We start from the raw sequence: 14,498 nt of genomic DNA, 5'->3' as shown, positions 1-14,498 counted from the left end.
GTTATGAGCAAAAGATATTGTCAGACATTAGAATTGAAGAATGACCCCGAACTCATTAAGAAGTATGTGGAGGCTCACGACCGTGATCACCATTGGCGCGAGATTCGTGAGGGCATCCGCAGTGTGGGCATCAAGGAGATGGAGATATACATCCTCGGCAACCGCCTGTTTATGATTGTCGAGACTCCCGACGACTTCAACTGGGACGAGGCCATGACACGCCTTGCCACCCTGCCCCGACAGGCAGAGTGGGAGGCATACGTCGCCCAGTTCCAAGGTTGTGACGCCAATGCTACTTCCAACGAGAAATGGCAGATGATGGAGCGAATGTTCCATCTGTATGAATAGTAATATATTGCATCTTAAGATATGAAGAAAATCTTTTTGTCTTTATTGTCGCTGACATTCAGTTTATTGTCAGGCGCACAAACCATCAGTCCTGTAATGCCTGTCCCGTCGGCTGACCAACTGCGATGGCAGGATATGGAGATGTATGCATTCATACATTACTCTCTGAACACTTATACCGACGAGGAGTGGGGATTCGGAAATGAAGATCCAAAATTGTTCAATCCGTCGAGCCTCGACTGCCGACAGTGGGCAAGGGTTTGTAAACAAGCGGGAATGAAGGGCATCATCTTCACTGCAAAACACCATTGCGGATTCTGTATGTGGCCGTCGGCTTATACTGAGTATTCGGTAAAGAACTCTCCATGGAAGAACGGAAAAGGCGATGTGGTGAAGGAACTGGCTGAGGCTTGCCGCGAGGAAGGACTGAAGTTTGCCGTTTATCTCTCTCCCTGGGACCGAAATCATCCCGAATATGCCCGACCGGCTTATGTGGAATATTTCTGCAACCAACTCCGTGAACTGCTCACCAACTATGGTGAGATATTCGAGGTGTGGTTTGATGGTGCAAATGGTGGAGACGGCTGTTATGGTGGTGCAAACGAGACAAGGAAGATTGACGTGAAGAAATACTATAACTGGCCTGAGACATACAAGATGATTCGCCAACTGCAACCGCATTGTCTGGTCACCCATTACACCTTATGGGGATCGACAGATTGGAATAAATGGGAAAAACTTGCTACAGGCGAGTTCTCAAACATCGTCAACAACCCTATTTGGCAAACCATCAAATTCCCCACAGCCAAAGTACGAGTTCTTCGCTTCGAGGCTGACCGCCTGGCAGAAGGTTAGCGGTTGGGATATAGTGACTTGGATATTTACTAATATTATTAATTACCGATATGAAACATCTCTTTTTATCTACCATTATGCTGGCGGCCTTCTCATGCGCCTCGGCTCAAACCAAACAATTGTTCAATAACGACTGGCAGTTTACCCTTGAGGGTAAGACCATGAATGTTGATTTACCTCACGACTGGGCAATATCCTATGCCCCAGATCCTGCAACTGGGGCCAGCGGTACCGATGGAGGTTGGTATCCTGGCGGTAAAGGTGAGTATCGCAAGAGGTTTGCCACTCCCAAGGGCGAAGTGGTAAAGCTGCTCTTTGAGGGTGTATATCAGAAGGCTGTCGTTTTGGTTAACGGACAGAAAGCCGGTCAGCATGCTTATGGCTACACACCGTTCACAGTGGACATTACACCTTTCCTCTATAGAGACAAGCGACTGAATGAGGTAGTGGTAAAGGTTGACAATTCAGAACAGCCCAACTGCCGATGGTACACCGGCTCTGGCATCTATCGCCATGTTTGGCTGGAGACGATGCCTGCCCTGCATATAGCTGAGAACGGTGTTGTCGTAACAACCCCTGAAGTCTCCTCCGACAAGGCAGTGGTAAAGGTTGAAACTACCATTAACAACGAGTCTAACCGCGACAGAAACGCAATGGTAGTCATAGGCGAAAGTCAGATGGTGGTGAGTGTACCTGCTCATCAACAGAAGACGGTTTCCACTTCGTTCTCAGTCATGAACCCGAAACTTTGGTCGCCAGATAATCCTTTCCGCTACGAAGTGAAGGCGGAACTGAAAGAAAATGGAAACGTCATCCATCAACAATCGGTTGACTATGGCATTCGTACGTTTACCTGTGATGCCGAAAAAGGCTTTGTGCTCAACGGTAAGCCTCTGCTCATCAATGGAGCCTGCGTACATCACGACGATGGAGTGTTGGGAGCAATGGCATTCGACGCTGCCGAGATACGAAAGGTGCGCCAGATGAAGGATGCCGGTTTCAATCCCATCCGTACCTCACATAATCCCACCACACGCGCCTTCCTCGATGCCTGCGACTCGATAGGTATGCTGGTCATAGGCGAAGTTTTCGACGGATGGCGCACAGCCAAGAAACCATACGACTACTCTACACTCATCGACTCATGTTATCAGGAGGATATCCGTGCCATGGTTGAGCGCGACCGCAACCATCCCAGCATCATCTGCTGGAGCATAGGCAACGAGGTGATAGAGCGCAAGGACATCCGAGTGATACACACTGCAAAGATGTTGAAGCAGGCTGTCCTAGATTACGACAAGACTCGCCCTGTAACTGAGGCTCTTTGTGCTTGGGACAGCGATTGGGAAATCTTCGATCCGCACTTTGATGTACTCGATATCGGTGGTTATAATTACATGATATTCAAGCACGCAAGCGATCATCAGCGAAATCCCAAACGTGTGATGTGGCAGACCGAGAGCTATCCGCGTGATGCGTTCAGCAACTGGAAACTTGTTCGCGACTATCCATACATCATCGGCGATATCGTGTGGACAGGTCTTGACTACCTTGGCGAATCCGGTATCGGACGCAACTACTACGATGGCGAGACGCCAGGCGAACACTGGCGCGAAGGCGGTGTGCCCGAGTGGCATGGTGCCTATTGCGGCGATGTGGATGTCACAGGCTGGCGCAAACCCATCAGCCATTATCGCGATTTGCTGTGGAATGATTCAAAGAATCTGTACATGGCAGTAAAAGAACCCGATGGCTATCGCGGCAAGATAAACATGACAGCCTGGAGTGTATGGCCCACTTGGGAGAGTTGGAACTGGCAAGGATGGGAAGGCAACCCCATCGAGGTAGAGGTGTACACCAAGGCTCCCGAGGTGACACTATATTTGAACGATAAACAAATAGGGAAAAAGAATGTTGGTCTCAGCACAGAATACAAGGCTGTGTTCAATGTGCCCTATGAGGCAGGAACACTGCGTGCCGAGGCAGGAGGCAAGAGCGTGATGCTGGCTACTTCCGGAGAGCCTGCCCGTTTGCGCCTTACTGCGGACAAACCAACTCTCAAGGCAGATGGCCTGGATCTTGTTTACATCACTGTCGAGGTGGTTGATGCCCAAGGGCGTGTATGTCCTGATGCTGCTGTCCCCTGTGAGGCAGTCGTTAAGGGACAAGCCCGACTGATGGCCTTTGCTTCAGCCGACCTCCAAGACCGCGAACCTAAGACCTCCTCCTGCGTAACTACATGGAAAGGCCGTGCTCTGCTGGTTGTCCGCAGCAGCATGAACAAAGGAAAGACAACTGTTAGCATCAAAAGCAGTCTACCTACTGCTATACTTAACATCCAATCGAGGAAATTATGAAAAGAATACTCTTCATATTGATATCATTGCTGGTCTTGCAGACGCAGGCACAGACAACCCACGACTGGGAAAATCCCTCCGTACTGAGCATAAACAAACTTCCATATCACGCCACGCTGCAGCTGCCGTCTAAATGGAAAGAGTGTAAGGAAATCGTGAGCCTTGACGGACAATGGCTGTTCCACTGGAGTCGTAATCCTGAGGAGCGTCCAACAGACTTCTATCGAGAAGACTACGACTTGAGCAACTGGGATAAGATTGCTGTGCCAGGCAACTGGCAGTTGCAAGGCTACGGCACACCTATCTATATAAACATCAACTACCCGTTTGTGCGCAACCGTCCCAGCGTGACTACCGAGCCACCAAAGCACTGGACAGCCTACGGGAATCGCAACCCGGTAGGCTCGTATGTAACATTTCTCGATGTAACCAAGGAGATGCTCAAGCAAAACTTGATTCTGCATTTCGGTGGTGTGCATTCGGCATTCTATGTATGGGTGAATGGGCAGCGGGTTGGCTATAGCCAGAACTCCATGTCGCCAGCAGAGTTCGACGTAACAAAATACATGCGGGCCGGCCGAAATAAAATAGCTGTCGAGGTCTATCGTTGGTCTGACGGCAGCTATCTCGAAGACCAGGACATGTGGCGACTGAGCGGCATCTTCCGTTCGGTGCAGTTGTGGGTGCGCCCGCTTGTGCATATTGCCGACTATCGGGTGAAGTCAGAGCCCAATACCGACTTTACCAAGGCTTCTGTTACTGCCGCCGTGAAGATATGCAACATGGGCAGTAAGATGTCGAAAGGTATGGGAGTACGACTTAACATCGATGGAAAAACTATTGAGGGCAAGGTAATGGATATAGCTGTGGGCGATACTATTTCTGCCTCGTTGGAATACACTATCGACAATCCCCATCTGTGGTCTGCCGCCAAACCGGATCTCTATCCTTTCAGTATAGAACTTCTTGACAATAAGGGTAGTATCTCTGAACACTTTGACTATCATCTCGGTGTGAAACGAGTGGAATGTGTGGGAGAGGTGTTTAAGGTGAACGGCAAGAACGTGAAACTGCGCGGAGTGAACCGTCACGACCATCATCCTCGCACAGGACGATATGTGGATGACGCAACATACGAGAAGGACATAGCCCTGATGAAACAGGCCAACATCAACTTCCTACGCACAAGCCACTATCCCGACCGTGAGTATCTGTATGAGCTATGCGACCGCTATGGTATGTATGTAATGGACGAGGCAAACCAGGAGAGCCATGGCTATGGATATGCCAACAAGGACATGGGTGAAGACCCTGCATGGAAGGAGGCACATGTTGACAGGGCTACATCGCTCGTGGAGCGCGACAAAAATCATCCGTGTGTCATTCTCTGGAGTCTTGGCAATGAGGGAGGCGTGGGACCGAATATCCAGGCTATGTACGACAAGGTGAAGAGTTTCGACTCGTCGTTCCTGCCTTTCTACGATTGCCATCCTCGTTATTCCTCACTCTACGACGAGGGCTATCCCACACCAAAGATGATGAAGGATAATGCAGCAAAGGTAAAGGACAAACCATATATCGCCCGAGAATATGCCCATGCCATGGGTAACTCGATGGGCAATATGAAGGAGTATTGGGATGTGATATATGCAGACTCCTCGATAGCAGGAGCAGCTATTTGGGATTGGGTGGATCAGGGTCTGGCAAAGCCCAAAGACGGCAGCAAGATGCGCCTGTCAAGCAGTCTCGAACTCATGGATGATGAGTTCTGGGCTTACGGCGGTGACTTTGGCGACAAACCCAACGACGGCAATTTCTGTATCAACGGACTTGTGGCTCCCGACCGCAAGCCTCATCCTCACTACTATGTGGTGAAACATGTCTATCAGCCCATACATTTCTCTATGATTGACGGCAAGATAATTAAGAAGAGCATGGACCCGACGGTTGATGTAGATGATTTCGACTATGCTACCGATACTACTATTGTATCTAATGAGAAGACCATCATTGTGAAGGCTATGTTGAAGGACGATACGCCATGGGCAAAGAAAGGTTTTGTGATGGCATCAGAGCAGTTTGTTGTCGAACTGTATTCTTTCCCTGTGTTTACTGCAACATCTCGCAAAGCCCCGAAGGTGAAGAAAAGGGAAGACTATGAGGTGTTGACAGAGAAAGGCTCTGTGGTGATTGATGACAAGGGGTCTATTACCGAGATAAACGTCAATGGACGCAATATCCTCAAAACTCCTCTCGAACCGTATTTCTGGAAGCCAGAAAATGACAACCAAGAGAAGGCAGGCTTTGCCAAACGTGTGGCTCCATGGGAGAAGGTTGGAGAGAACCGACAACTGAAATCTATCAAGGTTTCCTCTTCCAAAGGCATCACTTTTATAAAATGTGCATATACATTACCAGTAGGTGCTGATTACGAACTTTGTTATAGCATCAACTCTGTAGGAGATATAAAGGTTGAAGCCGACTATCGTCCAACGCAAGCAGATATTCCGCTGATACCTAAGTTTGGTATGAGAATGCGCTTGACATCCGATTTCAACAAGGTGGAGTATTACGGTCGCGGTCCTTGGGAGAATTATCCTGACCGCAAACTGGGATATGACATTGGTCATTACACCATGCCGCTCGCCGATTTTCAAGTTGATTATGTCCGTCCGCAGGACAACGGCAACCGCTGTGATGTGCGCTGGCTATCATTGTCATCAGATGACTGTACATTGCGCATCGACGGCTGCCAACCGCTCTGCCTACATGCATGGAACTATGGTGAGGAAAATCTAAACGTAAAGCATCCCCATGAGTTGAAGAGAGGCGAGTTTGTCAATCTCAACATCGACCTGAACATTCATGGAGTGGGAGGTGCCGACACCTGGGGCAAGCGCACATTGCCCGAATACACCATCGACGGCAACCAGTCCCACCACTATTCGTTTGTCATTTCAGTAGAACAATAAGAATAATAGGGACAGGTACCAATGATTCTCGATAAACTAACGAACCAACGTACCTGTCCCTATGAACCGGAACAAACAAATTAGACCTCAACTATTTCTTCGGTTGTCTGAATTTCATTTGTTATTTCTTTAGTCTTACTCCGTAAATCTGTCCTACTTGGCGTCCTTTGTGTGCCACAAACTTCACTCTTACCTCGCTCTTGCCTTCGAGCATTGAGGCGGGAATGGGGTAATCAACGGTCTTGAACTGGGTGGTGCGCCAGCGGTGAGAGTTGTTGACACTTGTCAGCAATGCGTCGTCAATATAGATGTCGAACTCCGACGTGCGCCACTCGTCCTGTCCCCAGAAGGTGAGTTGTAGGGTGAGGGCTGTCTCGCCCTTGGTCTGCATGAGATAAGAGAAATAGTGACCGTCGCGGGCGTCGCGATAGAACACACCTTCGGTACTGCCCTTCTCTGAGTTGTCAGTCTCCATGCGGTGGTCGGTTTCAGGCTGCTGCTCTCCCGGCATCACCTTATCCACTGTGGCAGCCTCAAGAGCCTGGCGTGCGCTTTCCTCGTCGGCGAGGCGTTGGGTATATGCCTTATAGTCGGCATCGCTCAAGGCAAGCCAGTACATCATATAGCGAGAGTCGTGAATCTCGAAGAAAGGCTGTAGCTCGCCGCCGGGAATGGCGTTTTCCATACGAGTGGCAAGGGTGAAGTGAAGCGGTTTGCCTGCTACGGGGCGAAGGTCTTTTGCAATGTCGCTGATTTCCTTAGGCAAGAGGATAGGCGCCTTGTCGAGAGGCAGTTTTCGGCCGCCTGCATACTGTCCGAAACGGCTGTCATCAGCGATGAGCGAACGCATGTCCTCAGTGCCGGTCTTCATGCCGAGAACGATGGGACCATACATTATTGCCACATACTGAGGTACGTTGGGCATACGCTCCACACTGCCGTGCATAGGCATGGAGATGGCAATGCGGTCGCCCTTCTTCCATTTGCGGGAGATGCATACAAAGCCATCTTCCTCATATTGCTTGGCGTCGAAGCCGATGCCTTTCACCTCAAACTTGTCGCACCATGCCGGTTTCCTTATCTTCATGGTAAACACTCCCCTACCCTTTGTCACGGCTATCTCCGATGTCTCGCCGTAAGGGAAGGCTGTCTCTTGCTTCAAGATGATGCCTCGCTCGCGCCAGTTAAGCTCCGAAGCGACAAAGAGGTTGACGTAGAGAACGTCGTCAGATGCTTTTGCTCCCTTCTTTCGGGTCCATGTCCACTGTCCATACTTGCCATGGTTCTCCATACCCGTACCTACGCAGCACCACATTGCCATGTTGGGGGCTGAGTAGTTGCGGTAGTGGCGTGGACGTGCCGATGTGAAATATACATATCCTCCGTGTTCGGGATGTTGTGTTGAGAGGATATGGTTAAACATGGCGCGCTCATAGAAGTCGCCGTAGGCGGCATTGGGGTTGGCACGATTAAGGAACTCGGTGAGTTTAAGCATGTTGTATGTGTTGCACGATTCAGGTCCATCGATGTCGTTTACATAGTCTATGCATGTTTCCTTGGTGGGGAAATGCTCGCGTCGGCTGTTTCCGCCGATGGCGAGTGAGCGTTGCTTAGTGACAAGCTCCCAGAAGTATTGGCTTGCCTCATGCCATTTTGCGTCGCCGTCGAGTTCGGCTATACGCTGAAAACCAATCACCTTTGGTATCTGTGTGTTGGCATGCATATTGTCGAGGCAATCCTTATGATTCTCCATAGGAGTGAGCAACTGTCGGTGGGCAAAGCGACGGGCACAGTCGAGATAGCGGCGGTCGCCGGTCATGGCGTATGCGTCGGCTATCACCTCGTCCATACCTCCGTGCTCATTGCCGAGCATACGTTCCATCTGCTCGTCACTCAACTCGGATGTGATATCCACTGCCCAGTCGCAGAACTTGAGAAAGAGCAGGCGCGCATCTTCATTGCCGCAATAGAGCCATGCGTCGCGCAGTCCGGCATACATCTTATGGAGATTATAGAACGGAGCCCACGAACCGAAATACTGTCCAAAGTCGCCTTTGCGGAATGTTGACCACAGTTTTGCACTATGTGGGAAACCACCCACATAGTTCTTCGCCCAAGCCTCTCCACGCTTGTCGTTGGCCTCAGCGCACAGTTTAAGTTCTGCAATCATATACTCCATACGCTGACGACATTCCTCGCTGCCTGTCGCGGCATTGATGGCAAGAGCCGAGAGATAGTGTCCGCCCACGTGTCCGTCGAGTCCGTCCCAGTTAGGATAGGTAGGCTTGCGCGGTGTGAGTCCTGCTTCCTTGCGATAAGGAGCGAGCATACGGTCGCAGTCATACTTCAGTAGGTTTTCAACGTTTAGGTCGCGTGCGTGTTTCAGCGGACCGTCGAGCAGAGTGATGTCGCTCAATGGAAACTCGTCGCTATAGAGCTTGTCTTGTGCCATCATCGTGCATGGCATCATCAGGCATACGAGTCCCGAAAAGATCAGATTTCTGTTCATTGTTTTTAGTCTATTTTTATAAATAATTTAATTTCTGCGTGCAAAGTTACACAAAAAAGACAATAACCCTCATGAAAAATGTTACACATAACATTGTTTTTGTTTCAAAATCATCGTTTATGCTCTTTTTGTTATCACAACAGTCATCTTTCACACGAGTCGATCTGGTTTCTTTCAGATACTGATGTTCAGCGCTACCATATACGTGCCCTCGTCTCAGGCGTGAGGTAGAGGATGTTGCCAAACTTCACGTCGTAGAGCTCATACCAACGGTCAATATTCATCACGATACCGTTTACGCGCTCACGAGGGAGTGAATGTTCATCGATTTCCTTCATTTTTTTTGCATATTCCGGCGTGTATTTAGCACGCCACTGCTCGGCATAAGCCTGAAACAGTTTGCGCTCCTGCTTCGTCATTTCCTCTCTGCTGTAGCCCTCGCGCTCGAGTTTTTCCATATACGCCTGCCTGCCCACCAAGAGTCCGCCGAGGTCAGCGGTGTTCTCGCCAAGGGTCTTGGTGCCGTCGGCATACACGTTGGGCAGAGCGTCGGGCATTATCTCGAGTAGGTTGAAACAGTTGACCAGTTTCTGCTGCCTTGTGTTAAACTCCATCTTGTCAGCCACGGTCCACCAGTTGCGGTTGTTGCCCACGGCATCATATTTCGAGCCATCTATATCGAGGGCATGAGTTATCTCGTGACCCAATGTAGAGGAAAATGTAGAATAGTTGAACGCGTCGGAGTAGTCTTTGCTGTAATAGGGTTCCATCAGGTATATTGGCAGTATGGTTATACTGTTGTCGATCGGTTCGTAGAACGCATTGTCAATCATAAGGCTCAGGTCTCCGTATAAAAGCCATATGTTAAATGAGTTATCATCCTCTTCTATTTGCTTGCCTATCAATGATTTCAAACCGTCGAACCAGGCAATTCTTATCTGCATCATATCCTCCACGAGCGACGAGCCTGTGAGTTGTGGCAGTGCCGCATCAACCCATTTGTCGGGAAAGCCGATGTTGAGAATCATCTTGTCGAGTTTCTCCTTCGCCTGTGCCTTTGTAGGCTCGCTCATCCAGTCGAGCGCATCCACTCGCCTCTTCAGCACGTCGATAAACTGTTTGCATATCTCTGTCATCTCAGCCTTTGCCGACTGCAAATCGAGACTGGCTATATAGTCGTGCGACAGGATATAAGCCATCGGAACATCATAAAAATTCTGCATGGCATCATCCATAGTGCCACGAATCCCATACAGCGACTTGTTTTCTTCAAAGTCCTTGTTCGATGCAAAGCAGATGTCTCTCATTATGCATTTGTGTATCTCTTCCTTTATTTCCTCCGGCGACAGTTCCTGCACCCGTTTGTACCAATCCAACACTTCCTCGTCTATCGTAGCTTCCGACTCCGGTATGCCGAGTTCGCTGAATATGCAGTCGAGCATTGCGTAGCCAGTAGATCGTGTCTTCATCTTGGCAAGCGGCACGAAGTCGTCGAGACGCTCGGGGTGAGTGCTTAGATAGCGTAGCGAATAAGGGTTCGCCAGCTTTCCCGTTTCGTCATCCGAGTCGTCGCTCTTGCCAAGACAAGCCTTCATCACCCTTGACCTTGGAATGAGAGTGAACTTGAAAAACGGTTGGTAGCCCATCTTCAGGGCTTTTCCTATAGCCCGCCATGCGTCTTCATTAGTCTCAATGCCTTCGGTTATCTGCAGCGCCTTGCCGATGGCAGCGAGTGCCGCATCGGTGGAGTTGTCGATATTGCGGATGTCGTCTTTTATTCTATTCAGGGCAGGAGAATTCATCTTTTTCTTATAATTCTCAATATATTCTTCAGTCTCATAAGCACAGAATCCCCAATAATCATTTCCGTTAAGGTCGTAGTTTTTCCACCAGGTGCCGTTGCAGTACATGAAGAAGTCGTCGCCTGGCGAAACAGTGGTGTCCATGTTGGCGTCGTATGGCCAAGGTTTGGTGTCGGTTGCCGATTCCGCCGAGTTGTCGTCCGAACACGATGTGGCGATGAATGCGAACAGCATTGTCATGCCCAATGTCAATAGTTTTTTTGTCGTTGTCATAATCATAGTTAATATAATTTGGTGCAAAGTTAGTGATTATTTTTGTAATAATCAAATAAAACTTCCTTTTTCTTAAATGCTTTTTCTATTTCATTTGGTGGATTTCATCCTTCCTTTTCTCGCCATGGCTATGAATGACCAAGCTTGTCATTGCTCTTTTGGCTTAACAAAATCGTTTCCTTATTAGCCATAAGTGTTTTCATCATACTATAAGATTATTAACCTTAACGCCACAAGGTTATTGTTCTTATGACTTAGACTAGAAAAAGTTGTCACTTTAGGAGGTAAAAGAAGTGACAACCTTTTTCAGTTGAGGTCAACTGGGTCAGTCCTCTGTTCATAAGTTTTGCCCAAATCTATACTTTTTACCCCACATTTGGGCAAAAATCAGTCGGTTTTTGCCCAAATCTATACTTTTTATCCCATATTTGGGCAAAAATCGCTTGTTTTCTCAGATTAATTTTGTATTATAATACTCCCATTTTTTCGAACCAGTGCATAAGTCAAATAAATTTTGTAACTTTGCACTCGCAATGAATACTCAAACAACTCGTAGAAAACTCACCCCTGAGTTCAAAGCAAAGGTGGTGATTGAAGCTCTCAGAGAGCAGTCAACCTTGGTCGACATCGCCAAGAAGTATGAAATTACCCAGGCTCAGCTTAGCCGCTGGAAGAAGGAATTCCTGGCAAATGCTGCTGCCGCTTTCGGCGGCCCCGAACAGCAGCAGGAGATAAAGAAACTGGAGGCTGAGCGTGACAGTTGCCATCGCAAGATAGGCGAACTGGAGATGGAACTGGATTTTGCAAAGCGGGTATCCAAAGCATTGGGGATACCGATACCCGCAAAGGATTAGTATCCCCTTCCAACGAGCTCAGTATCAATCGCCAGCTTGAGGTACTAGGCATCAGCAAGGGCGCTTACTTCTATCAGCCAAAGAGCGAGAATGATGAGAATCTTGAGATAATGAAGGAAATCGACCGTCATATGACAGATCATCCTACAACAGGTGTAATCGGTATGCGCGATTACCTCACTTGCCATAGAGTCTCACGGAAAGCCAGAGATTATCAATTCCGACCAAGGCAGTCAGTACACATGCCAAACATGGGAAAAGGCTTGCGAAGGAATACGCATGAGCATGGACGGAAGGCGCAGGTGCCTGGATAATGTTTGGATAGAACGGTTCTGGCGAACAATCAAGCGCGAGTATGTATATATCAATCCCACGGATAATGTCAAGGAACTGCGTGAAGGCATCAAGAACTACATTGAATACTACAACACCGAGCGCCCTCATCAGGGTATTGAGCACCAGATCCCGATGACGAAATATGCCAAAATCGCTGCATGATGAAAAAAATCGCAAATTACTTGCCAGTTCCGCAAAGAATGATTACCTTTGCAGCACCCAAGGAAAGGGACTCAGGCTCCCCATTGCCTGTTGTTCTACCTGCGGAATGCATGTAAGTTTTGTCTAAGAAACTAACATCGCTGGTCTGAAAAGCGGTAGTAGTATATCATATTGGAACTACGTGGATAAGGGTCAAGTACTTTACGCTAAGATTCTACGCACTACATGACTGCCGTATCACTCGAAATGTCGGATGAACCTTTTTTTTGATCAAAAAGTATTTTCATAAAAAAAAATTTGGCAGTGTGATGATTTCTTGCTAAATTTGCACGTTAAATAATAAATCAAGACAAACATACAGAATAGTTTTGAAAAAGAAAGAACTTTTATTTGTGGCATTGTCCATAGCAATGCTTACATTGTGGCATCCACAGGTGATGGCACAAGAAAACACCAATCTGCCAAAGGCGGAATGGGATTATGCTAAGCTTATACTGATGCACACTCCCGGACAGGAACTCTTTGACGGAGTTATTCATCCAGCGGCAGGACTGTTTGAAGACTACTTCGACGTTGACAAGGCTGCGGAGGAACACCAAGACTACATCTCCATGCTCAGAAACAACGGCATCAGGGTAATCACCGTTGCCGACATACTGAAAGAGGTGGGAATTGACAGTCTGCGAGCCCTTGCCTCTAACGTGCTGACATACGACATCAGCGGACTCAATGAACCTGACGAGGAAATGTCGGAAAATGACAGGCAGTATGTGCTGTCAAGGATGAGCCGTGCCGACCTCGTGAGATGTATCTTGCTGCAGCCAACTGTTCACCTGAGGTCAACCGACAACAACACCGGTTATGAGGCCACCTATGAACACGAGCCGCTCATGAACCTTTATTTCACACGCGACCAAAGCATAACGACACCACGCGGACACATCATCTGCAATATGAACTCAACGCAACGCTCGCCTGAAACAAGCCTCATCAACCTATGCTATGAGCATCTTGGACGCAAACCAATCCTTCACATCACCGGAGAGGGAAGGCTTGAGGGAGGCGACTATATCCCCGCGGGGAAAATCTCGCTCATCGGATGCGGTATGCGCACTAACGACGAGGGCATACGCCAGATTATGGAGGCTGACGCATTCGGACATGACACCGTGGTAGTGGTGCGCGACCACAAGTTCTGGCAGATGCAGATGCACCTCGACACCCACTTCAACATCATCGACTCCGACCTGTGCACCATGGTGGAAAGCCGTCTTAATGCCACTCCTGCCGACCCGGAATACGTGACCTGCGACATATACGGACGCCAGCCTGGCACCAAGGAATATAAACTGGTGGAGCGCGACAAGTCGTTTGTAGAATATATCAAGGGACGCGGCTTCAAGATTATCCCAATAAAGGAGGAAGACGAACTGCATTACGCCAACAACTTCCTGGCAATAGCCCCACGCCACATCATGGCAGTGGGAGGACAGTCGGAGGAGCTGCAGACGAGATTCCGTGAGGCAGGCGTGACAGTGGAGTGGATACCACTGGAAAGCCTAATCGACGGCTACGGTGCGGCACACTGCATGACACAAGTGCTCGAAAGGCAAACTGCCACACCCACAAACACCATAGCCTTAAAAGCCGTTCAAAGCCAAACAGAGGAAGCCTACACCCTCGGCGGAGTGAAAGGCGCAAAGACAGGCGTGGCAGTATATAAGGGCGGCAAAAGGTTGGCAAGATGACGCAAGTTCATATTCTTTCTATCTTGCAAGTATGCTGCTTCGTCTCTTTATCATAGTTGACGCCGACAAGGAGTATGTCGCCGGTGTATTCGGCTATCTTTGCGGGATATTGCTTGCGCTTTATCTGGTCGATGGCGGTGTCGGCTGAATTATTTATTAAAGTTTCCCACACCTAAAAGAAGTGGTTGAAATTGCTGCTAAGCCTTTATCCCATTTATTGGGAACAGACTTCTCGTTCTTTGAAATTATTGAAAAAAAATCTGAAGATAAATAACAGATTGT

General features: G+C 48.6%; 10 protein-coding genes and 1 pseudogene. 7 read left to right on the top strand and 4 right to left on the bottom strand.

Features of this window, described 5'->3' with window-relative positions; all coding sequences use genetic code 11:
• Positions 1-3: 3 nt before the first annotated feature.
• The 4 genes and pseudogenes from CIK99_RS06785 (at position 4) to CIK99_RS06770 (ending at position 6,532) form a co-directional block, all read left to right on the top strand.
• Positions 4-348 carry an L-rhamnose mutarotase gene (locus CIK99_RS06785; RefSeq protein WP_094380784.1) on the top strand — a complete coding sequence of 115 codons (345 nt, stop codon included), beginning with the start codon at positions 4-6 and terminating at the stop codon, positions 346-348.
• Between the two features lie 96 nt (positions 349-444).
• A pseudogene (locus CIK99_RS06780) lies at positions 445-1,030 on the top strand (alpha-L-fucosidase); the annotation flags it as partial.
• Between the two features lie 223 nt (positions 1,031-1,253).
• Entirely contained in the window at positions 1,254-3,560 is a 2,307-nt protein-coding gene (locus CIK99_RS06775) for a glycoside hydrolase family 2 TIM barrel-domain containing protein (RefSeq protein WP_094380782.1), read from the top strand.
• The gene (locus CIK99_RS06770; RefSeq protein ID WP_094380781.1) at positions 3,557-6,532 is read left to right on the top strand and encodes a glycoside hydrolase family 2 TIM barrel-domain containing protein; all 2,976 of its coding nucleotides are present in this window, start codon (positions 3,557-3,559) and stop codon (positions 6,530-6,532) included. The genes CIK99_RS06775 and CIK99_RS06770 overlap by 4 nt, the downstream gene beginning before the upstream one ends.
• A gap of 121 nt (positions 6,533-6,653) precedes the next feature.
• On the opposite strand, the gene CIK99_RS06765 is transcribed toward CIK99_RS06770, so the two are convergent.
• A complete protein-coding gene (locus CIK99_RS06765) occupies positions 6,654-9,041 on the bottom strand; it encodes a beta-L-arabinofuranosidase domain-containing protein (protein ID WP_094380780.1) in 2,388 nt (795 codons plus the stop codon).
• A gap of 194 nt (positions 9,042-9,235) precedes the next feature.
• Positions 9,236-11,116, bottom strand: coding sequence for a M13-type metalloendopeptidase (locus CIK99_RS06760; RefSeq protein ID WP_158215932.1), 1,881 nt, complete (start codon positions 11,114-11,116; stop codon positions 9,236-9,238).
• Positions 11,117-11,649: 533 nt separating this feature from the next.
• On the opposite strand from CIK99_RS06760, the gene CIK99_RS06755 reads away from it, so the two are divergent.
• The gene (locus CIK99_RS06755) at positions 11,650-11,970 is read left to right on the top strand and encodes a transposase (protein WP_094380778.1); all 321 of its coding nucleotides are present in this window, start codon (positions 11,650-11,652) and stop codon (positions 11,968-11,970) included.
• Positions 11,971-12,014: 44 nt separating this feature from the next.
• Here the strand turns inward: CIK99_RS06755 and CIK99_RS15295 are convergent, their stop codons facing one another.
• The gene (locus tag CIK99_RS15295; RefSeq protein ID WP_158215931.1) at positions 12,015-12,158 is read right to left on the bottom strand and encodes a hypothetical protein; all 144 of its coding nucleotides are present in this window, start codon (positions 12,156-12,158) and stop codon (positions 12,015-12,017) included.
• Between the two features lie 91 nt (positions 12,159-12,249).
• On the opposite strand from CIK99_RS15295, the gene CIK99_RS06750 reads away from it, so the two are divergent.
• Positions 12,250-12,468, top strand: coding sequence for an integrase core domain-containing protein (locus CIK99_RS06750; protein ID WP_158215930.1), 219 nt, complete (start codon positions 12,250-12,252; stop codon positions 12,466-12,468).
• A 368-nt stretch (positions 12,469-12,836) separates the two neighbouring features.
• A complete protein-coding gene (locus tag CIK99_RS06745) occupies positions 12,837-14,216 on the top strand; it encodes an arginine deiminase family protein (protein ID WP_144007926.1) in 1,380 nt (459 codons plus the stop codon).
• A 7-nt stretch (positions 14,217-14,223) separates the two neighbouring features.
• On the opposite strand, the gene CIK99_RS15290 is transcribed toward CIK99_RS06745, so the two are convergent.
• On the bottom strand, positions 14,224-14,388 hold the full coding sequence (locus CIK99_RS15290) for a hypothetical protein (protein ID WP_158215929.1): 165 nt from the start codon (positions 14,386-14,388) through the stop codon (positions 14,224-14,226).
• Positions 14,389-14,498 lie beyond the last annotated feature (110 nt).

It is taken from the genome of Prevotella sp. P5-92 (genome assembly GCF_002251245.1).
Lineage (GTDB): Bacteria > Bacteroidota > Bacteroidia > Bacteroidales > Bacteroidaceae > Prevotella.
Note: the sequence above shows the minus strand (reverse complement) of the source record. Positions and strands in the feature narration are given on the sequence as shown.

Bases quoted from the DNA above. Each gene is read 5' to 3' on its own strand.
- CIK99_RS06755 (WP_094380778.1), top strand. From the start codon at position 11,650: ATGAATACTCAAACAACTCGTAGAAAACTCACCCCTGAGTTCAAAGCA.
- CIK99_RS15295 (WP_158215931.1), bottom strand. From the start codon at position 12,158: ATGGCAAGTGAGGTAATCGCGCATACCGATTACACCTGTTGTAGGATG.
- CIK99_RS06770 (WP_094380781.1), top strand. From the start codon at position 3,557: ATGAAAAGAATACTCTTCATATTGATATCATTGCTGGTCTTGCAGACG.
- CIK99_RS06760 (WP_158215932.1), bottom strand. From the start codon at position 11,116: ATGACAACGACAAAAAAACTATTGACATTGGGCATGACAATGCTGTTC.
- CIK99_RS06765 (WP_094380780.1), bottom strand. From the start codon at position 9,041: ATGAACAGAAATCTGATCTTTTCGGGACTCGTATGCCTGATGATGCCA.
- CIK99_RS06775 (WP_094380782.1), top strand. From the start codon at position 1,254: ATGAAACATCTCTTTTTATCTACCATTATGCTGGCGGCCTTCTCATGC.
- CIK99_RS06785 (WP_094380784.1), top strand. From the start codon at position 4: ATGAGCAAAAGATATTGTCAGACATTAGAATTGAAGAATGACCCCGAA.
- CIK99_RS06750 (WP_158215930.1), top strand. From the start codon at position 12,250: ATGAGCATGGACGGAAGGCGCAGGTGCCTGGATAATGTTTGGATAGAA.